Raw genomic sequence first — 19,897 nt, 5'->3', positions numbered from 1 at the left:
CGGTTTTCGTTGCTACTTCGTGGCAGGCGCTTCGCTCGCCGCCGCGTGCGGACCGATGTTCTTGTCGAGGAACGCGATCAGCTTCTTGAACAGGTCCTCGGCGTGGTCCTCGTCGTAGAAGCCGTGGCCTTCGGTGCGCTGGTACAACCACTCGTAATCGATGTTCGCCTTGTTGAGCGCCGAGCGCATCGCCTCGCCCTGCACCGGCGGCACGCGCCAGTCCTGGCCGCCGACGACGAGCATCACCTTCGCCTTGATGCGATCGGCGTGCGCGACGGGCGAACGGTCCCACAGCTGCTCGCCGTTCTCGCCGAGCACGAGCTTGAGGTAGTTCTCGCCCGACGAGTACTGCGGGATGTCGCCGCGCGTGTACATGAGGCGCAGGTCGTACACGCCGACGTAGCCGATCGCGCAGCGGTACAGGTCCGGCTCCTTCACCGCGCCCTCGAGTGCGGCGTAGCCGCCGTAGCTGCCGCCGAAGATGCACAGGCGCTTCGGGTCGGCGATGCCCTGCTCGATCGCCCAGCGCGTCGCGTCGGTGACATCGTCCTGCATCTTGCCGCCCCACTCGCGGTAGCCGGCCTTGAGGAAGTCGTAGCCGTAGTTGCCCGAGCCGCGGAAATTGACCTGCAGCACCGCGTAGCCGCGCGTCGCGAGCACCTGCACGTAGGGATCGAACTCCCAGCTGTCGCGGATGCCGTACGGACCGCCGTGCACGTACACGACCGTCGGCAGGTGCTTCGCCTGCTCGTGGCCCGGCGGGCGCGTGAGATAGCCGTGCAATGCGAGGCCATCACGCGCCTTCAGTGCGATCGGCTCCATCGCGCCCATCTGCTCGGGCTTGATCCACGGCCGGTTCGCGAGCAGGAAGCTCGCCTTGCGCGTCTTCTCGTCGTAGAGGAAGAACTGGCCGGGGTTGCGGTCGCTGCTGACCGCGAACACGATCTTGCTGCCGTCGAGGGTCGCGCTCGTGATGCGCACGTCCTCGCCGGGGAACTGCTGCAGGAGGCCGGCGAGCAGCTTCGCCTCGGGCGCCTGCGCATCGATGAGCGTGGTCGCGGTGCGGTCGGGCATCGTGCGCAGGGCGATCGCGTCCTTGTCGTCGGCCGAGGGCACCAGTTCGAGCGGGCCGCTGACGGTGCCGCTCCACAAGGTCGACAGCTTGCGCGAGGCGAGGTCCCAGGTGCAGACACCGCCGACGCCCTTGCTGCCGCCGCAGTCGAAGTAGACCTTGTCTTCCTTGCGGTTGAAGCCGAGCGGCCGCAGGCGCTGGCCGTCCTTGTTCTCGTCGAACACGAGTTCCCATTTCGCGTCGTCGCCGGCGCGGTACCAGACCTTGCGCGCCTGGTCGACGTCGGTGCCGAACGCGAAGCGCACCACGCCGTGGTGGTCGGGGATGAAGTCGGCGTCGCGCATCGGCGAGGTCGTCACCGGCATCGTCACGCCCGTGTAGAGGTCGATCTTCTCGACCGTCGGGAACACGCCATTGGTGCTGTTGAACGAGTACGTGGCGATGAGCGCGCGCTTGGGATCGTCGCGCAGCGGGTCGACCAGCGTCGCGTACGCGCGCCGGCTCGTCGCATGCGCGATGTGCGTCGCCCCCTGGTTGCCGGCGCGATAGCCGAACAGCACGCCGTCGCCGGTGCCATCGGCATTGACCGCGTACAGTTCGCCGGTCGGCACCGGCGTCTCGAGCGCACCGGCGCGCTCGCCGATCGTGTACATCACGCGCTCGGGCGCCACCCACCAGAACGAGGCGAGTTCGCGCGAGTCACGCGGGCGCAGGTTGACGCCCTTCATGTCCGACAGGCGGATCAGCGACAGCACGGTCTTGTCGTCTACGACCGCGGCCGCCGCGAGGTAGTCGCCGTTGGGCGAGATCTTCACCTCGCGGAACTGCTCGTGGCGCGCGAGGTCCGCAAACGAAACGAGCGCATTTGCGTCGGCATCGCTCGCATGCGCAGGATGCGCGAGCATGACTGCGATCGCGGCCAGAATCCCCCGGTGGCGTGACGTCATCGACCTCTCCCTAGATTGCCGATCCGGCCGCGATCGCGCAGTGCGCGTCCCCGTGCGGCCGGGTCATTCCGTTCTACCACACGCCCGCGCCGTTGCGGATCGCACTGCAGCACACGACGTTACTTCAGCGCGGCCGGCGCGCGTCCGTAGCGATCCTCGAGGCGCACGATGTCGTCCTCGCCGAAGTAGTCGCCGCACTGCACCTCGATGAGGTGGATGTCGCGGTCGGTCGGGTTCTCGAGCCGGTGCACGGTGTTCATCGGAATGTACGTCGACTGGTTGCGCTGGAGCAGGAACTCCTCCTCGCCCACACGCACCTTGGCGGTCCCCTCGACCACGGTCCAGTGCTCGCTGCGGCGATGGTGCAGCTGCAGCGACAGCACATGGCCCGGCTTCACGGTGAGGCGCTTGACCTTGCAGTCGTCGGCGTCCTCGAGCACGGTGTAGCTGCCCCACGGGCGATGCACGGTCTGGTGCACGCTCGCCGCCGCGTGGTTGGTCGCGCGCAGGCGCTCGACCACGAGCTTGACCTGCTGCGCGCGCTCGCGGTGGGAAACGAGCACGGCGTCGCCGGTGTCGACGATGACGAGATCCTGCACGCCGACCGCGGCGACCATGCGCGCGTCGGACTGGATGTAGCAGTTCGCGCTTTCGACCACGATCGCCTGGCCGCGCACCCGGTTGCCCTGGTCGTCGGCTTCGGCTTCGAGGTCGCTCATCGCCTTCCACGAACCGATGTCGCTCCAGTCGAACGATGCCGGCACGACCGCGACCTTCGGCGCGCGCTCCATGATCGCGTAGTCGAGCGAGATGTCAGGCTGGGCGAGGAATGCGTCGCGATCGAATTCGATCGGGCTCGCATGGTTCATCGCGTGCGCGTGGCAGGCCTCGGCCGCCTTCAGCACGTCGGGGCAGACCTGCGCCGCGACCGCGAGCAACGCGTCGGCGCGGAAGCAGAACATGCCCGAGTTCCAAACGTAGTCGCCCGAGGCGACGTAGCTCTCGGCGGTCTGCAGGTTCGGCTTCTCGACGAACGCGTTCACCACGCGCCCCAACGAAGCTTTCCCTTCTCCCGCGTGCGGGAGAAGGTGCCCGGAGGGCGAATGAGGGGAAGCGTCGTCCGTAGACCTTTCGACCGCGGCACCCATGCGGATGTAGCCGAACCCCGTCTCCGGATGCGTCGGCCGGATGCCGAACGTGACGAGCCAGCCGTCCTCGGCGAGCGCGGCGGCGCGCCGCGCATCGGCGACGAACGCGTCGAGATCGCGGATGAGGTGATCGGCCGGCAGGATCAGCAGGGTCGCGTCGGCACCGACGCGATCGCGCGCATGCAGCGCGGCGAGCACGACCGCGGGCGCGGTGTTGCGGCCCGCGGGTTCGAGCAGGAACGGCAAGGTGTCGAGGTTCGCGCCCTCGTGCTGCGCGTACTCGTCGCGCGTGAGGAAGTAGTAGTCGCGCCCGGTCACCGTGAGCACGGTGCCGTCGTCGGCGCAGCGCAGCGCGCGGTCGAGCGTCTTCTTGAGCAACGATTCGCCGTCGCCCATGCGCATGAACGGCTTCGGGTACGCGCTGCGCGAAACGGGCCAGAGGCGGGTGCCGGCACCGCCGGACAGGATCACGGGGACGAGCATGGTGGTCGGAACGCTCCGGCACCGGCAGGCGGCCGGCGCTTCAAGCCCGGCCGCGACGCGTCACGCCGGGCCGGCGCGCGCGAGTTCGTCGAGAACCTGGTCCAGACCCGCGCGCCAATCGGGCAATTGTAGCCCGAATGCGGCTTTCAGCCGGGCGCCGTCGAGCACGGACCAGGCCGGGCGGCGCGCCCGGGTCGGGAAATCCGCGCTCGCGATCGGCACGACGCGCGGCGCGCGCGTGATCAGGCCGCGCGCCGCGGCCCCATCGACGATCGCGCTGGCGAACTCGTACCAGCTGCACCGCCCGCCCGCGACAAGATTGAACACCCCGAACGAAGACCCGAGAGCCGTAGGGTGGGCCGTAGGGTGGGACGCAGCCGCGAAGCGGCGAGTCCCACCGTCGCCCACCGCGGCGGACGACACGTCGCCCCCTTGCGCGAGCACCGCCACGGTCGCTTCCGCGATCCAGCGCGCCGGCGTCGGCGCCCCGACCTGGTCGGCGACCACGCGCAACTCCTCGCGCTCGGCCGCGAGGCGCAGCATCGTGCGCAGGAAATTGTGGCCGTGCGAGGCGTACACCCATGCCGTGCGGAAGATCCGGTGCGACGCGCCGCTCGCCGCGAGCACCTGCTCTCCCGCGAGCTTGCTGCGTCCATACGCGCCGAGCGGCGCAGTCGCATCGTCCTCGCGGTACGCGCGCGGCGAAGCGTCCGCACCCGTGATGCCGTGGCCATCGAACACGTAGTCGGTCGAGTAATGGACGACGCAGGCGCCGTGCGCTGCCGCCCATGCGCCGATCTCGCCGACCGCACGATGGTTGACGCGATCGGCGAGCTCGGGCTCGTCCTCGGCGCGATCGACCGCCGTGTACGCGGCCGCGTTGATGATCGTCGTCGCGCGCGCTTCCACGAGCGCGCGCGCGAGCGAAGCCTCATCGGCAAGATCGGCCGTGAGGCACGGCGTGCCGTCGGCGAGCAGGCCACTGCGCGTGGCAAGGACCACATCGTCTCGCCCCGCCAGTGCGAGATGCAGTTCGCGTCCAACCTGGCCATTCGCGCCGAGCAGTAGGATGCGGTCACGGAAGATGCTCATCCACGCATCCTAGTGCACCGTGCTGGCCGAGCGCATGCCTGCCGCTCCAACAGCATCGCGACTGAAGGTGCTCCCACGCGGCATGCGAAGGGCTTTCGTGAGGGCAGCCTCAGCCGCGATGCCCTTCGACCCGGCATTGGGCCCGCGACGGCAGGCAAGTATCGGAGAGGCCGCGTCGACCCGAAGGCGGATCCGGCGCTGCGCGCCTTGATCCGCCCTACCCGCGGGCCACGCGCTCTCCAGCCTGCAGCCTTCAGCCATCAAACAGCATCGGAGCTTCCGCCGCTCCCACAACGGCTGCGCTGCGCCGTGAGGGCTCACGCGTACGTCGGCAACCGGTCGCGCGGCACGTCGGCGAGGAACGGTGCCTTGGTGTCCTTGTCCGACAGCGAGGGTTCGGCGATGGGCCAGTCGATCGCGAGTGCGGCGTCGTTCCAGCGGATGCCGGCGTCGCTCGCGCGGTCGTACAGTGCGGTACACTGGTAGACGAAGGTCGCGTACTCGGACAGCACGGCGAAGCCGTGCGCGAAGCCTTCGGGCACCCAGAAATGACGCTTGTTGTCGGCCGAGAGGATTGCCGCGGCCCAGCGGCCGAACGTCGGCGAGCCGACGCGGATGTCGACTGCGACGTCGTAGACCTCGCCTTCGAGCACGCTGACGAGCTTGCCTTGCGGGTTCGGCCACTGGTAATGCAGGCCGCGCAGCACGCCGCGCGCGGAGCGCGACACGTTCGACTGCACGAATTGCAGCGCGAAGCCGGCGTCGGCGAAGCGCTGCTGATTGAAGCTCTCGTAGAAGTAGCCGCGCGCGTCGCCGTGCACGACCGGCTCGATCACGACGCAGCCGGGGAGTTCGGTCCTGACGATCTTCACGGCGTGCGACCCTGCCTCACCATTGCCTGCAGATACTGGCCGTAACCATTCTTGGCGAGCGGCGCGGCGAGGCGCAGCACCTGCTCGGCGTCGATCCAGCCCTGCTGGAACGCGATTTCCTCGGGACAACAGACCTTGAGCCCCTGGCGGTTCTCGATCGTCTCGACGTAGTTGGAGGCCTGCACCAGCGATTCGTGCGTGCCGGTATCGAGCCATGCATAGCCACGTCCGAGCTTTTCGAGCATGAGCTGGCCGGCATCGAGGTAACGTCGGTTGAGATCGGTGATCTCGAGCTCGCCGCGCGGCGAGGGCTTCAGCGCGGCCGCATGGTCGCAGACGTCGCCGTCGTAGAAGTAGAGCCCGGTGACCGCCCAGTGCGAACGCGGCTGCGCGGGCTTTTCTTCCAGCCCGATCACGCGGCCGTTCGCGTCGAACTCGGCGACACCGTAACGCTCCGGATCGCGCACCCAGTAGCCGAACACGGTCGCACCCTGCTCGCGCGACGCCGCGCGCGCGAGCTGGTCGGTGAACCCGTGGCCGTAGAAGATATTGTCGCCGAGCACGAGGCAACTCGGCTCGCCCGCGACGAATTCGCGCCCGATCAGGAACGCCTGCGCGAGCCCGTCCGGCGAGGGCTGCACCGCATAGCGGATCGAGATGCCCCATTGCGAACCGTCGCCGAGCAGGCGCTGGAACAAGGCCTGCTCGTGCGGCGTGTTGATCACGAGCACGTCGCGGATGCCGGCGAGCATGAGCGTCGACAGCGGGTAGTAGATCATCGGCTTGTCGTACACCGGCAGCAGCTGCTTGCTGACCGCTTGCGTCACCGGGTACAGCCGCGTGCCGGACCCGCCGGCGAGAATGATGCCTTTCGAATGCATGAACGCGTGTTCCGACTAGGAGATCATTCCAAGAATGATATTTTTGCAACCAGGGGATTGCGGAATGGCCGTCCGCTCGTCCATGCGTGCCGTCGTCGTGGTCGTCTGCGCCCTTGCAACGGCTGGCTACCGCGTGTCCGAAGCGGGCGAATCGTGGGTGGCGGCCAGCATTGTAATGGGAACTCCCTCTTTCACGGGAAACGTCATCGCGACGCCGGTAGCAGGCGGCGGCGGTTACCTGGTGTTTCCCTTGAACCTGATGTACTCGCCCGAATCCGATCCGCAGGTCGAGCTCGTTCGCGTCACCGCCAATGGCAGCACGGCCTGGAAGCGCCGCATGACGATGCCGCCGCAGGACTTCCACCATGCCGTCGTCGTGCAGCTGGCCAACCAGGATACGTTCGCGGCGGTGAGTTCGCAGGGCGGTTGCGTCGCGACCCTGCTCGATTCGCAGGGCACGGTCCGCGCTTGGGAGCCCATCGACGATGGCGAGGGCCATCCGCTCGAGTGCATGGCCGCCACCGAAACGGCCGACCGCTTCGTTACCTTGTTCGCGACCAGTTACGCCTCGCCCGTCAACCACCAGGTCGTGGTGCGATTCGCCCCTCATTCACTGCAGCACCAAACGACCTACGTTTCGTCCGGCTGGGCAACGTTCGAGCGCTATTTCAAGGACGGTGCGGGCAATGAGTACGTGACCGGAACCGACGCCTGGCCGAATCCGGATCGGCTGTTCCGCGTGGACGGCGTGGGCAATCCGGGAGCATCGACGGTGTCCGAAGCCGTGGAGTACGCGCCGTCCCGCGCGGCCGGCATCATGACGATCCGGTACGCTGATACCGGCCTGCAGCTCGCAAGGCTCGGCGCGGATCTCTCGACGAGTTGGTCACACGACATTCCCTTGTCCATTCTGGGTGGCGCCTCCCTCGTCGAAGACTTGCATGGCAATGCGGTGATGGCCGTTTCGGACGGGACCGTTGCCGTGCCCGACCTGGTGATCTCCAGCCACCAGGCTTCGACCGGCGTGACACGGTGGACGACCACGCTGCGTGGCTCGTCGGGCGGCATCGCCACCGTGTCGCCGTCGGGAGCGCTGATGGTGCTCGCTACGCCGGGCAGCGGGAACGCGAACAGCTCGCTGATGCGGTATTCGGACGAAGGCACCTTGCAATGGGCGTCGCCGTTGCCGCTCTACCAGGGTGCCCTTGCGCTCCTGCCCACCGGCACCGAAGCGATGGCCATGGCGATGTTTCCCGGCAGGCCGGACCTGAGCAACCCGGTCATCGCCCGCATCGAAGCGGACGGCACGGTCGGTGCGGGTCGATCGATCGGGCCGGGCGCACTGCCGTCCGAAATGGGCGCGATCGTGACGGCGGCGGATGGAAGCCTGCGCTCGCTCCTGCGGTTTCCCCGGGGCCATTGCGGTGTCGTCGCGCGCGCCACCGATGGCGCATTGATGTGGGAACACGACTTCGACATCGAATGGAGAGACTGCGCCATTACGACCGACGATGCGGGCAATACCCTGTTCGGCGGCACGTCTATCGAGGGACCGAACGACTCCACGATCAGAATCGACCCGATGGGCGCCGTATCGTGGACGCGCAACCTGCCGAGCAACGTGCAGCCCAGCCCGCGCTACATGCTGGCACTGCCGGGCGGCGAGACGCTGGTGATGCGCTCGCCCGCGGGAACGACGGATTTTGCGACCACGCTCACGCGCCTTTCGCCCAGTGGCGTGGTCACCGGCGAGACGACGCTTGCGAACGACGCTGTTCCGAACGGACTCTGGCTCGCGCCCGACGGTCGCATCTTCGCGAGCACGAACGCACGCGGCGCGAGCAATTCTTCGCACCTTTGGGTTTTGAATGCGGATGGGATGCCGGCGTGGGACCGCGAGCTGAACCTGGCACTCATGCAGCTCGCTTTCCTCGCCGACGGATCGATCGCCGCGATAGGACAGGCACCGGGAACACCCGGCCACGTGTCACTCACATTGCGGCGGCTCCGATCCGCCAACGGCGCTCCGGTCACGTCGACGATCCTGTCGACGAACGGCTACGGGGCGTCGGCACCGGCCGAGTTGGACGATGGCTCCGTCGTCATCGGCTTCGTCGACGCGGGGTGCACCCGAGTCGCGCGCATCGCGGCCAATGGATCGATCGGCTGGCAGCGGGGGCTGTGGCCACAAGAGGTCACTTGGGGCGGCGTGGCAGCCGACGCCGGGCGCATCATCCTCGCGGGCACACATTTTTCGCACTGGCCACCGACGGACGACGACGGGCGTGCGTTCACCATCGCCATTGACGCGAACACTGGCCAGACGCTGTGGGACAGCGGCCTCGACGCTGCGTCGTGCGCGTTCGCTGCCGGTTGCACGAGCGGCGCGATTACAGGCTTGCTGCTGCAGCAGGACGGCTCGATCATCACGGCCGGCTGGGAGGATCACGCAGGCTCCGCACGCACCGCCTACGTGCGGCGCACGGCTCCGACGCTGTTCGCCGACGGTTTCGAGCGATGACGAAAGAGCTCAGGCCGCGCCGAGGCGTTCCATCCGGTAGCTGCCGTCGAGGACGCGGCCGACCCAGTCCTGGTGGTCGAGGTACCAGTCGATCGTGCGCGCGAGACCGGATTCGAACGATTCGGTCTGGCGCCAACCGAGGTCGCGCTTGATCTTCGAGGCGTCGATCGCATAGCGGCGGTCGTGGCCGGGGCGGTCCTTGACGTAGCTGATCAGCGATTCGCGCTTGCGGCCGTCGGCGAGCGGGCGGCGCTCGTCGAGCAAGGCGCAGATCGTCTTCACGACGTGGATGTTCTCCCGTTCGGCATCACCACCGACGTTGTAGACCTCGCCGACGCGGCCGATTTCGAGGACGCGCCGGATCGCCGCGCAGTGGTCGCCGACGTAAAGCCAGTCGCGCACGTTGCGGCCATCGCCGTACACCGGCAACGGCTCGCCGGCGAGCGCCTTCTGGATCATGAGCGGGATGAGCTTCTCGGGGAACTGGTACGGCCCGTAATTGTTCGAGCAGTTCGTCGTCAGCACCGGCAGCCCGTAGGTGTGGTGGAACGCGCGCACGAGGTGGTCGGACGCCGCCTTCGAGGCCGAGTACGGGGAATTGGGCTGGTAGGGTGATTGCTCGCTGAAGCGGCCGACCGGCCCGAGCGAGCCGTAGACCTCGTCGGTCGACACGTGCAGGAAGCGGAAGCCGTCCTGGCGCTCGAGCGGCAGCGCGCGCCAGTAGGCGAGCGCGCATTCGAGCAGGTTGAGCGTGCCGACGACATTGGTCAGCACGAACGCGGCCGGGCCGTCGATCGAGCGATCGACGTGCGATTCGGCGGCGAAATTGACGATCGCATCGGGGGCGTGTTCGGCGAACACGCGCTTGACGAGCGCCGCGTCGCCGATGTCGCCGTGCACGAACGCGTAGTCGCCCCGCCCTTCGACCGCGGCGAGCGTGTCGCGATTGCCGGCATAGGTGAGCGCGTCGAGATTGACGATGCGCCAGCCGCCCTGGGGCAAGGTGCCGAGCACGAAGTTGCCGCCGATGAAGCCGGCACCGCCGGTGACGAGCAGGGTTTTCATCCGATCCTGGGTTCCGCGAGGGAAAAAAGGCCGTGAACGGCCCCGTTCGTATCGTAGCGGCAGGGACCGTCGAACGCGAATCCGGCGGCCCTGAACCCCGCGCGGCCGGTGGTCATTGATGGCCGGATCCGGCGAGTCCACGCGCGGGAGCGACGCTAGCATCGTCGTCGCACGGTCGCCGCGCGACCGCTTCCAGCCATCGAGACGACGCCATGCCCCTGCCGACCCTGGCCGCGACCGCCGCCCTGATCGCCGCCGTATCGCCTGCGACCAATGCCGGCGACGCGGCCGACATCGCCGCGCTGATCGCCACCGACCAACGCATGCAACGCGCGTTCGTCGAACGCGACCTCGACGCGCTGCGCGACATCTTCACCGACGACTATGTGCTCGTCGTCTCGAGCGGCGCCGAACGCATGAAGGCCGACATCCTCGCCGAGGTCGCGGCACCGGAAAACCACTGGGACATCAACGAAAGCAGCGGCTGGGTCGTGCGCGTGCACGGCGATACCGCGATCGTCGTCGCAACCCTGCACCAGAAGGGCGTCGACCACGGCCAACCGTTCGACAGTCGCGTGAAGTTCTCCGACACCTACATCCGCGAGCGCGGGCGGTGGCGCAACGTGCATGCGCATGCGTCGCGTGCGGTCGATGTCGAATACTGAGGGGGCACACGGCGGCACGCGCTGCGCGCGTACCGCCGTGCTTCGCCCCCGCGACGGCGCTCACGCACCCCGCACTGCACCGCCGAACCCCGCCTGAACGATCGGCTCCTCACCGCCTGCACATTCACCAGGCATGCGGCGAGCGGTGCCTATCGTCCACGTCCAGCTCGCGATCCGACCAAGTCTGGATGACCCAGGGTGGCCGGTACGGAAGGAGGACGTGAGCTGACCAGTTCCCCCGGGCGCGCGGTCCATGCAGGCGCATGGCACCGCCCCCCCCCCACGTCGGCGGTCCCGTTCCCCGTGTCCGCCGATCACTGCCCCGCAGCCGCACGTCGCGAGACGCCGGACACTGCGGGGCGTTTTTTCTTCCGACGACCTGATAGCCGAGCGCGCGCTCATGCGTATATGCAGCGGAGGGAACGACACCACGATACGTACGACGCGCCTCGTCGTATGATCGGCGCGCTGTTCCCGTCCATCGACTGCTGAGGAACCGTCATGCAACGTCCCGATCGCTTCGCCCGGCGCAGGTACTGGCCGCTCGCCTTGCTGCTCGCAGGTGTCCACGGTGCGGTTGCCGCGCCGCCGGCGAGCCATGCGCGCTTCGAGCCCCTCCACTTGCAGCCGCAGGTCGGCTGGCTCGCCGCCGACGATGTCGGCGCCTCCGTGCCGAAATCGATGGCGGTGGTGAACACCGTGCCCGCGCCACGCGACGCGATCGTCGCGGCGGCACGACGTGCACTCGCCGGCAACGCGAAGTCCGCATCGCTGGACGTACCTGCGGAGTCGGCCCGCGTGCATGCGACGCGCCACGGTCCGTATGTCGTGCAGTTTCCGCAATCGGTCGACGGCATCGAGGTGTATGGTGCACGCGTCGCCGTGCTGCTCGATCGCGCGCTCGAAGCGAAGGCGATCGGCGGCGGCCACAGCCCGTACGCCGCCGATGCGCATGCGCGCGGCTTCCACGGCGACCCGCTGCATGCGCTGCGGATCGGCGCCGGCGTCGTCGACGGCCTGCTCGCCGCAAGCCCGGTGCGCGAGCTCGAGGCCGATCGCGCCGGCGCGACGCGATACGCGATCGAGCGTTCGCCCGGGTTCGTGCCGAATCGGCCGGCGAGCGTCAAGCCGGTCTGGTACCCCGCCCGCGATGCCCTGCTGCCGGCCTGGCGCATCGAGATCGTCGGCCATCGCCCCGGCGTCGGCCGACTCGACGCGCGCGCGCTGATCATTGCCTCCGACGACGACCGCGTGCTGTCGAGCACCGACCTCGTGCACGATCTCGTGCCGTTCTCGTATCGCGTGTTCGCCGACACCGACGGCACCCCGTACGTCGATCCGTTCGGTTTCACCAACCCGTATCCGACGCGTTTGCCGAGCGGTTACCTGCCCGACGTGCCCGCGCCGATGAATCTCGTCACGCTCGCGCATGCGGGCATCAGCACCGGCGACCCCTGGCTCGCCGACGACGCGACGACGACCTCGGGCAACAACGTCGATGCGTTCTTCAATGCCGACCCCGTCGACGAGGACGGCTATTGCACCTACGCATCGGATGAACAGTTCCGCCCCGAGGAAGGCGACTTCCGCGCTCCGGCGAGCGGCGCGCACGCGTTCGACTACGCCTACGACGTGACCGACACGCTGAATGACTTCGTGCAATGCGATGCCGATGGCCTGCCGCTGCCGATCCCGACCGACTCGGTGCAGCTCGACGCGAAGATCGTGCAGGCGTTCTACGCGAGCAACTGGCTGCACGACCTCTTCTACGACCTCGGCTACGACGAGGAAGCCGGCAACATGCAGGTCGACAACCATGGCCGCGGCGGCATTGGCGGCGACCCGCTGCTGGTGACGGCTGCGTACGGGGCCACGTTCACGCTCGTCTCGGAGGACGACGGCAACACGAACGGCGCGCTGTTACTCGGCGCGAACGTCTTTTCCGGAAGCAACCGCGACGTCAGCGCGCTCGATTTCGGCGTACTCGCGCACGAGTGGTCGCACACGATGTTCGGCCGCCTCACGCGCATGTCGTACGCGGGCCAGCAGGGCGCGCTCAACGAGGGCATCGCCGACTTCGTCGGCCTGCTGCTCAGCGTGCGCGCGCAGGATCGCGACGCGATGCCGGGCCGCCCGCCGTTCTACGGCAACTACGCGATCGGCGCGTACATGAACCGCGACTACGACTACCCGCGCGACCCGTACCCGGCCGCGGGCTCGCCCGGCCATCCGGACGACACCTACTACCACGGCATCCGGCGCTTCCCGCACAGCGCCGACCTCGCGATCAACCCGCTCACGTTCGCGTCGATCGGCATGGACCATCCGCTGCCGGACAGCCTGCACGCCTATGACTGGAAGCTGCGTTCGTTGACCAACGCCGAGATCCACACCGCGGGCGAAGTCTGGACCGAAGCGCTCTGGCAATGTTCGCGCGGCATCCTCGCGGCGGCACCGCCCGCGCAGTTCGAAGCGACGCGCAACCGCTTTCTCGCCGACCTCGTCGCCTCGCTCAAGCTTATTCCCGCGGACGCCGACTACACCGAGGCGCGAAATGCGCTGCTCGCGGTGATCCGCGCCGACAGCGAAGCGGACTACCGCCGCTGCCGCAGCGGCTTCGCCGAGCGCGGCCTCGGTGCAGGCGCGGTCGCGCCCGATCGCTATTCGGTCGACCTGCGCGGCGCGGTCGAGAGCTTCGTCGACGCCGAGCGCGCGCTCGGTATCGTCGACGTCGAACTCGCTGAAGCCGCGGGCGGCGACGGCGACGGCGTGCTCGATCGTGGCGAACGCGGCGTGCTGCGCGTGGCGGTACAGAACACCGGCTTCTCGCCGCTCGCCGCCGTGCGCGTCAAGGTGCATGCAGGCGGCGACGCGTATGCGTTCCCGCACGGACCGGTCGCACCGGCGGTCGCGCTCGCGCCGGGCGAACGCCGCACCGTCGAGTTCGACGTGCGCGTGCAGAACCGCGCAGGCGCGATCGAGCTCCCGCTGACCGTGCAGGCGACCGACCGCCGCCCCGAGGTGCACGCGCAGCGCGATGCTTCATTCCTCGTCAACTACGACCTCAGGCTCGATCGCAGCATCGACACGCTCGCGGCAGCGGCGACGTTCGCCGCGGACTGGACGTCCAGCCTCGGCGATTTCGACGCGCCCGATTATTGCTACGTCTACTGCGGCACGCACTGGCAGCGCGACAGCTACGCGGGCCGAGCGGCATACGTCGTCGGCGACGTGCACGCGGCGATCGATGCGCACCTCGCGACGCGTCCGTTCGCGGCCTCGGCGACCGCGCCACTGCGCGTGCTCCTGCGCCACGATTACGCGTTCGATCGGCTGCCTGCGGACACGCGCGCACGCCCCGGCAGCGGCACGCTCGAACTGAGCCTCGACGGCGGCGAGTGGGAGGATGCCGCGTCCTACTTGGCCGCGGGCAGCGCGACGTTCACGGGCGCCTCGTCCGGCTGGCGCAACGACACGCTCGACTTCGGCACGTCACTCGCGGGCCGCGTCGTGCAGCTGCGCTGGCATGCGCGCATGGACGCCGGCTACTTCGAGCACTTCAGCCACTGGGCGATCGGTCGCGTCGAAGTGCAGGGGGCTGCGCAGCCGGTGTTCAGCCGCGTCGTCGTCGACCTCCGCTGAAGTCCCGTATCGGCAGCGGCACGATCGGCATGCGCCGGTCGTGCCGCGCGATCAGTGCTCGTCGCCGCGCAGCGCGTCCTGCGCGTAGATCGCGACGTGCGGCTCGCCGTCGGCGCTGATCCAGCCGCGGTACATGCCTTCGGTGTTGAACGGAAACGCGAACGAACCGTCGCTCGCGAGCGCGATCGCGCCGCCGTCGCCGCCGGCCTTCGGGATCTCGCCGTTGATGACCTCTCGCGCCGCGCGCGCGATCGATTCGCCGGACAGGCGCACGCGTGCGCAGATCTCGTGTGCGGCCGCGTCGCGGATGTAGAACTCGCCCCAGCCCGTGCCCGACACCGCGCAGCGCTCGTCGGCCCAGGTGCCCGCGCCGATGATCGGCGAGTCGCCGATGCGGCCGTAACGCTTGTTGGTCATGCCGCCGGTCGAGGTGCCCGCGGCGAGATGGCCATCGTTGTCGAGCGCGAGCGCGCCGACGGTGCCGAAGTAATTGCGGCCGATGTCGAGCGACGCGACACCGGCCTTTTCGTCGCGCAGTGCCTTCTGCAACTGCTCCCAGCGCTTCTCGGTGCGGAAGTACTTCGGGTCGACGAGCGCGATGCCCTGCCCCTTCGCGAACGCCTCGGCGCCGTCACCGGCCATCATCACGTGATGTGACTTGTCCATCACGGTGCGCGCGAGCAGGATCGGGTTCTTCACGCGATGCACGCCGGCGACCGCGCCGGCCTTGCCGCTCGCACCGTCCATGACCGAAGCGTCGAGTTCGTTCCGGCCGTCATGGTTGAACACGGCGCCGCGGCCCGCGTTGAACTGCGGCGCGTCCTCGAGCAGGCTGATCGCCGCCGTCACGGCTTCGACGGCGGGCTTGCCCGCCTGGAGCTGCGCGTGACCTGCGCGCAAGGCGGCTTCGAGCGCGCTGCGCGCGGCGGCTTCGTCGGCCGCCGTCATCTCCTTGCGCTCGACACCGGCGCCGCCGTGGATCACGAGCATCGGCGAGCCCATCGAGACGAGGATGCCGTCGCGCACGGCGTAGCGACGCTCGAACATCGGCTTGTCGACACGCCCGTCGGGCAGGTGCAGCAGCGATGCGGCGCCGGCACCGACGGTGTCGATGCGCGTCTGCTGCATCGGCTTGTCCTCGGCCTGTGCGACGAAGCCGCCTTTCACGACGGTCGCGCCCGCGCCGGGCGCGGGCGCGTACACGCGCGCGGGGCCGTCACCGTCGACTGCGACCGCGGCGTCTTCATCGCCGCCGAGGCCGAGCAGCGGGCGGCCCGCGACCGACTCGGCCTTGGCGACGAACGCGATGAGCCGGCCGAGCCGATTGCGCTCGCTGAAATGCGTGTCGGTGACGATGCCCTTCAGGCGCTCCAGATGGAGGAAATCCGCCTCGATCGTATTCTCCGGACCGAGCGGGTCGGCGAGCGCGCGCGGGCTGATCTGGCTGCCGCCGTCCATCGCGCCGTAAAGGTATTCGCCGAGCATCGCGAGGCCCGCGCTCGTGCCGCCGAGCGGCTTGCCCGCGCGCACGTGCGCGTCGAGCGCCCTGGCGACCGGCGTGCCGCGCCAGTAGCGCACATAGCGCGACTGGTCGCCGCCGCCGATGAAGATGCCGTCGGCACGCGCGAGGCTGCGCAGGATCGCGCGGTCGGTCGACGCTTCGCGATCCTTGAACACGAACGTCTCGACCGAGGCGATGCCGCCGACGTCATTGTAGAACTCCTCGCCGATCTCGCCCGCCTGCGATGCGCGCAGCACGACGATGTGGCCATTGCCGGCGCGCTGCATGAACCAGCGCAAGGCATCGAAGTTGCGATCGCCGCCCCCCATGAGCAGCAGCCCTGGCTGCACGCGGCCAAGCGTCTTCGCCGCGGTGTCGCCGAGCACGTAGCGATCGTAGTGGGCGGCGGCGTGTGCCGTTGCCGCGAACATGCAGGCGAGCAGCACGCCCGCGATCCATCGATACCCGGCCCTCATGTGCGCCATGCCGCCACTCCCCTTTCAAAGCTCAGCCGATCGCTGCCGTTTCATTAGACGAACCGCGGGCCGGGTTCCCCCATTTCGGAGTGGCATCTCGGCCCGCCGAGCGGATTGTTACGTACGCGGCCCGGTGCGCCGATCGCTGCGCAGGGCTTGCTTCGCGGAACGCGGCGTCATCGCGAGGTTCCGCTCGCGTCGGCGGCGGGCGCAAAACAGCATCGTCATCCGGCGAAAGCCGGGGTCCAGTGCTTCGTTCCGGCATCCCACGACGCTGGGGCCCGGCTTCCGCCGGGACGACGCCGAGGAAGGCCCTTCGTGCTCTTCGTGCCCGTGCTCTTCGCGCTCGTGCTCTTCCTGCTCGTGCTCTTCGTGCTCTTGCTTGCTCCACCGGGGTCCCCTCGGCGCCGGCGGGCGGGGGCCGAAACGGCCCGAAGGGGCGCGCGAGGGATCGCGCGCCGTGCGCCGTCAGCGCGGGATGCGCTGTCGGCGCACCCGGCCGACGACCGCGGACCCGCGAGGCGCAGCCTCGCGGGCGGCGACGCGGGGTGCCCTTTCTCTTGGTGACTTCTCTTCGGGCAAGCAAAGGGAAGTCACCCGCTCGCCGCCGAGGCGAGCGGAACCTCGCGACAGCGCCGCGGGAGGCGAAAGAAGCCTGATGCGGCGGCCCCGACGTCTTCAGCCCCATCGACACGATAAGCTGGATTCCGGCTTTCGCCGGAATGACGGCGTTTGCTCGCCGCCGAGGCGGGCAGAACCGGGCGACGCCGCCTCTGTTCGCGAGAGAAGCCCCGTCGGGATCCGCTCTTCATTGCCCCATGATGGATCAAGAGCAAGAGCAAAAAATGGATTCCCGCTTTCGCGGGAATGACGCCTATGTGGTGCGCCAAGCCGCAAGGTGGCAGGTGCCAAGGTGCCAAGGCTGCCAAGCCCCCCAAGACGCACGCCATGCATGCCCTGCATTCCTTCGTCCTTGCTAGAGTGAGCCCATGCCCACCGACATCGACGTCTGGTTCGCCCGCGAGATCCTCGTGCACGAACGCGCGCTCGTGCACTACCTCGAGCGCTGCTGGCCGCAGCGCGACGAGTTGCACGACCTGCGCCAGGAGGTCTATGCGCGCGTGTACGAAGCGGCCGCGCGCAGTTGCCCGGCGTCGCCGCAGGCGTTCCTGTTCACGACCGCGCGCCACCTCATGACCGACCGCGCGCGGCGCGGTCGCGTGGTGTCGATCGAGCCGGTGGGTGATTTCGAGCCCTCGAACGTCTATCTCGTCGACGACGTGTCGCCCGAGCGCTGGGCCGGCGCGCGCCAGGCGCTCAGGCGGCTCGCCGAAGCACTCGACCGCTTGCCCGACCGCTGCCGCGAGGTCGTGTGGCTGCGGCGGGTCGAAGAGCTGCCGCAGAAGGTGGTCGCCGAACAACTGGGCATCAGCGGCAAGACCGTGGAAAAACACCTGGCCAAGGGCATGCGCCTGATTGCCGACCATCTCTACGGTGGCGCGGCGACCGACGGACGCGCCCCCGCACGGACGGCCATCGACGAGGACGAAGACGATGCACGACAGCAGGCGGATTGAGCACGCGGCGGCCGAATGGCTCGCGCGCCGCGACCGCGGCGACTGGAGCGCGCGCGACGAACGCGCGTTCGAGGACTGGCTGGAAGCATCGACGCGTCATCGCGTGGAGTTCCTGCGCGTCCAGGCGGCCTGGCGCGAAGCAGGACGCCTGCAGGCGCTCGCGGCCGGGCTGCCCGGCGGCACGGTGCCGCCGCGCGGCGCGTGGACGATCGGGGCGCTCGTGCCCGCGACGTATGTCCGCGCCGCACGCGCGCGCGCAACGCAGCCGGCGCGCCGTTGGCGCTATGCGCTCGCCGCGGGGTTCGCGCTGGTCGCGACCGGTTCGGCGCTGTGGCTCGGCTGGCAGCTCGGCGGCCGATCCGAGGCGGACTACGCGAGCATGCTCGGACAGGTACAGGCGGTGACGCTCGCCGACGGCAGCAACGTCGTGCTGAGCAGCAACAGCCGCCTGCACGTGCGCATGACGCGCGGCGAGCGCGACGTCGAGCTGCTCGAGGGCGAAGCCTATTTCGACGTGGCCCACGACGCCGGGCGGCCCTTCGTCGTGTCGTCCGGCGGGCGCCGCGCGACCGCGGTCGGCACGCGGTTCTCGGTGCGCAGCGATGCGCAGGACGTGCGCGTGGTCGTCACCGAGGGCAAGGTGCGCTTCGACGCGCCGCCGGGCGCCGACGGCCGCGCCACGCCGGTGTCCCTGCTGCCCGCGGGCAGCGTCGCCACCGCCGGGCGCAACGGCGTGTTCGTGCGCTCGCTGCCCGTCGCCGAAGCGGAGCGCTACCTCGAGTGGCGCAGTGGCTTCCTCACCTTCGACGACACCTCGCTGGCGAACGCGGCGGCGGAGTTCAACCGCTTCAACACGCGCAAGCTCGAGCTCGCCGACGCCGCGATCGGCGACCTGCGCGTGGGCGGCAACTTCCGCTGGGCGAACGTCGACAGCTTCGTCAAGCTGCTCGAAATGGGCTTTCCCGTGCGCGCCGAACGGCTGCCCAACCGCACCGTGCTGCACGCGCGCTGACCGCGCTTCGCCGGGCGGCTCGATGCGGCCGCGAGCGGATGGGGGGAATCGGCCGCTCGTTCGTCCCGATGTCGAAGAAGGGGCCGTTCCGAGTACCCGGGGGAGTGTCGTCGATGCGTCGACCGTTGCGTATGCTGCTGCTCAGTCTCGCCTGTTCCACCGCGCTCGCCGCGCAGGCGCAGGTGCCGTCTTCATCCACGATCGACGTGCCCGCGGGTGACCTCGCGACCGCGCTGAACACGCTCGCGCGCCAGTCGGGCACCCAGCTCGTCTATCGCGCCGACCAGCTCAAGGGCGTGCACACCGCGGGCGTGCACGGCGCGACGTCGACCGAGCAGGCGCTCGAGGGCCTGCTGCGCGGCAGCGGCTTCAGCGCGACGCGCGACGCGTCGTCGGGCGCGCTGCTGATCGAACGCGACCAGGCCGCGGCGGAGCGCCCGGCAGCGCCGGCGGCGACGCCGAAGAGCGCGCCGCCCAAGGAGCCGGCGCAGGACGACAAGCCGGTGACGAAATTCGAGACGCTGCAGGTCACCGGCTCGCGCATTCCGCGCGCGCAGATCGAAGGGCCGGCGCCGATCACGGTGATCACCGCCGAGGAGATCAAGGCGAACGGCTTCACCACCGTGCCCGACGTGCTGCGCGCGATGACGCAGAACGGCGGCGAGACGCAGAGCCAGCAGTCGGCGAGTGGCGCCGACTTCTCGCCCGGTGCGCAGCAGGTGGATCTTCGCGGTCTCGGCCCCAACCACACGCTCGTGCTCGTCAACGGCCGCCGCATCGCCGACTTTCCGATGCCGTTCAAGGGACGCAGTAACTTCACCGACATCTCGAACATCCCGATCGGGATGATCGACCGGATCGAAGTGCTTACCGGCAGCGCATCGGCGATCTACGGTTCGGACGCGATCTCCGGCGTCGTCAACTTCATCCTGAAGAAGCGCAT

13 protein-coding genes and 1 pseudogene are annotated in these 19,897 nt (G+C 69.1%); 6 read left to right on the top strand and 8 right to left on the bottom strand.

The window, feature by feature from the left end:
- Positions 1-12: 12 nt before the first annotated feature.
- From ACTHK2_RS01070 to rfbA, 5 genes are all read right to left on the bottom strand, one after another.
- Entirely contained in the window at positions 13-1,977 is a 1,965-nt protein-coding gene (locus ACTHK2_RS01070) for an alpha/beta hydrolase family protein (protein WP_440243807.1), read from the bottom strand.
- Positions 1,978-2,138: 161 nt separating this feature from the next.
- Positions 2,139-3,650, bottom strand: coding sequence for a mannose-1-phosphate guanylyltransferase/mannose-6-phosphate isomerase (locus ACTHK2_RS01065; protein WP_440243805.1), 1,512 nt, complete (start codon positions 3,648-3,650; stop codon positions 2,139-2,141).
- Between the two features lie 60 nt (positions 3,651-3,710).
- Entirely contained in the window at positions 3,711-4,742 is a 1,032-nt protein-coding gene (gene rfbD / locus ACTHK2_RS01060; protein ID WP_440243803.1) for a dTDP-4-dehydrorhamnose reductase, read from the bottom strand.
- A 317-nt stretch (positions 4,743-5,059) separates the two neighbouring features.
- A complete protein-coding gene (gene rfbC / locus ACTHK2_RS01055; RefSeq protein WP_440243801.1) occupies positions 5,060-5,614 on the bottom strand; it encodes a dTDP-4-dehydrorhamnose 3,5-epimerase in 555 nt (184 codons plus the stop codon).
- The gene (gene rfbA / locus ACTHK2_RS01050) at positions 5,611-6,495 is read right to left on the bottom strand and encodes a glucose-1-phosphate thymidylyltransferase RfbA (protein WP_440243799.1); all 885 of its coding nucleotides are present in this window, start codon (positions 6,493-6,495) and stop codon (positions 5,611-5,613) included. The genes rfbC and rfbA overlap by 4 nt, the downstream gene beginning before the upstream one ends.
- 64 nt (positions 6,496-6,559) lie before the next feature.
- Here rfbA and ACTHK2_RS01045 point away from each other — a divergent pair, with 64 nt between their 5' ends.
- Complete coding sequence (locus tag ACTHK2_RS01045) at positions 6,560-9,016, top strand: hypothetical protein (RefSeq protein ID WP_440243797.1); 2,457 nt, start codon at positions 6,560-6,562, stop codon at positions 9,014-9,016.
- Between the two features lie 9 nt (positions 9,017-9,025).
- On the opposite strand, the gene rfbB is transcribed toward ACTHK2_RS01045, so the two are convergent.
- A complete protein-coding gene (rfbB, locus tag ACTHK2_RS01040; protein ID WP_440243796.1) occupies positions 9,026-10,081 on the bottom strand; it encodes a dTDP-glucose 4,6-dehydratase in 1,056 nt (351 codons plus the stop codon).
- Positions 10,082-10,293: 212 nt separating this feature from the next.
- On the opposite strand from rfbB, the gene ACTHK2_RS01035 reads away from it, so the two are divergent.
- Both ACTHK2_RS01035 and ACTHK2_RS01030 read left to right on the top strand, forming a co-directional pair.
- Positions 10,294-10,746, top strand: coding sequence for a nuclear transport factor 2 family protein (locus tag ACTHK2_RS01035; protein ID WP_440243794.1), 453 nt, complete (start codon positions 10,294-10,296; stop codon positions 10,744-10,746).
- 501 nt (positions 10,747-11,247) lie between these two features.
- The gene (locus tag ACTHK2_RS01030) at positions 11,248-14,388 is read left to right on the top strand and encodes a M36 family metallopeptidase (protein ID WP_440243792.1); all 3,141 of its coding nucleotides are present in this window, start codon (positions 11,248-11,250) and stop codon (positions 14,386-14,388) included.
- A 51-nt stretch (positions 14,389-14,439) separates the two neighbouring features.
- Here the strand turns inward: ACTHK2_RS01030 and ACTHK2_RS01025 are convergent, their stop codons facing one another.
- Together ACTHK2_RS01025 and ACTHK2_RS01020 are read right to left on the bottom strand one after the other, a co-directional pair.
- Positions 14,440-15,435: an isoaspartyl peptidase/L-asparaginase family protein gene (locus ACTHK2_RS01025; RefSeq protein ID WP_440243838.1), complete on the bottom strand. Its 996-nt coding sequence runs from the start codon at positions 15,433-15,435 to the stop codon at positions 14,440-14,442.
- A gap of 426 nt (positions 15,436-15,861) precedes the next feature.
- A pseudogene (locus ACTHK2_RS01020) lies at positions 15,862-16,176 on the bottom strand (Type 1 glutamine amidotransferase-like domain-containing protein); the annotation flags it as partial.
- Between the two features lie 1,178 nt (positions 16,177-17,354).
- On the opposite strand from ACTHK2_RS01020, the gene ACTHK2_RS01015 reads away from it, so the two are divergent.
- The 3 genes from ACTHK2_RS01015 to ACTHK2_RS01005 all read left to right on the top strand — a co-directional run.
- Positions 17,355-17,942 carry an RNA polymerase sigma factor gene (locus tag ACTHK2_RS01015; protein ID WP_440243790.1) on the top strand — a complete coding sequence of 196 codons (588 nt, stop codon included), beginning with the start codon at positions 17,355-17,357 and terminating at the stop codon, positions 17,940-17,942.
- On the top strand, positions 17,920-18,954 hold the full coding sequence (locus ACTHK2_RS01010; RefSeq protein WP_440243788.1) for a FecR family protein: 1,035 nt from the start codon (positions 17,920-17,922) through the stop codon (positions 18,952-18,954). The genes ACTHK2_RS01015 and ACTHK2_RS01010 overlap by 23 nt, the downstream gene beginning before the upstream one ends.
- Positions 18,955-19,067: 113 nt before the next feature.
- Positions 19,068-19,897 (top strand): TonB-dependent receptor plug domain-containing protein (locus ACTHK2_RS01005; RefSeq protein WP_440243786.1); only part of this gene is annotated, 830 nt, incomplete at its 3' end.

Origin of the sequence: Dokdonella sp. (genome assembly GCF_051958935.1) — a bacterium.
GTDB lineage: Bacteria > Pseudomonadota > Gammaproteobacteria > Xanthomonadales > Rhodanobacteraceae > Dokdonella_A.
Note: the sequence above shows the minus strand (reverse complement) of the source record. Positions and strands in the feature narration are given on the sequence as shown.

Coding starts and splice junctions, on each gene's coding strand:
- ACTHK2_RS01070 (WP_440243807.1), bottom strand. CDS start 1,977: ATGCTCGCGCATCCTGCGCATGCGAGCGATGCCGACGCAAATGCGCTC.
- ACTHK2_RS01065 (WP_440243805.1), bottom strand. CDS start 3,650: ATGCTCGTCCCCGTGATCCTGTCCGGCGGTGCCGGCACCCGCCTCTGG.
- rfbD (WP_440243803.1), bottom strand. CDS start 4,742: ATGAGCATCTTCCGTGACCGCATCCTACTGCTCGGCGCGAATGGCCAG.
- rfbA (WP_440243799.1), bottom strand. CDS start 6,495: ATGCATTCGAAAGGCATCATTCTCGCCGGCGGGTCCGGCACGCGGCTG.
- ACTHK2_RS01045 (WP_440243797.1), top strand. CDS start 6,560: ATGGCCGTCCGCTCGTCCATGCGTGCCGTCGTCGTGGTCGTCTGCGCC.
- rfbB (WP_440243796.1), bottom strand. CDS start 10,081: ATGAAAACCCTGCTCGTCACCGGCGGTGCCGGCTTCATCGGCGGCAAC.
- ACTHK2_RS01035 (WP_440243794.1), top strand. CDS start 10,294: ATGCCCCTGCCGACCCTGGCCGCGACCGCCGCCCTGATCGCCGCCGTA.
- ACTHK2_RS01030 (WP_440243792.1), top strand. CDS start 11,248: ATGCAACGTCCCGATCGCTTCGCCCGGCGCAGGTACTGGCCGCTCGCC.
- ACTHK2_RS01025 (WP_440243838.1), bottom strand. CDS start 15,435: ATGTTCGAGCGTCGCTACGCCGTGCGCGACGGCATCCTCGTCTCGATG.
- ACTHK2_RS01015 (WP_440243790.1), top strand. CDS start 17,355: ATGCCCACCGACATCGACGTCTGGTTCGCCCGCGAGATCCTCGTGCAC.
- ACTHK2_RS01010 (WP_440243788.1), top strand. CDS start 17,920: ATGCACGACAGCAGGCGGATTGAGCACGCGGCGGCCGAATGGCTCGCG.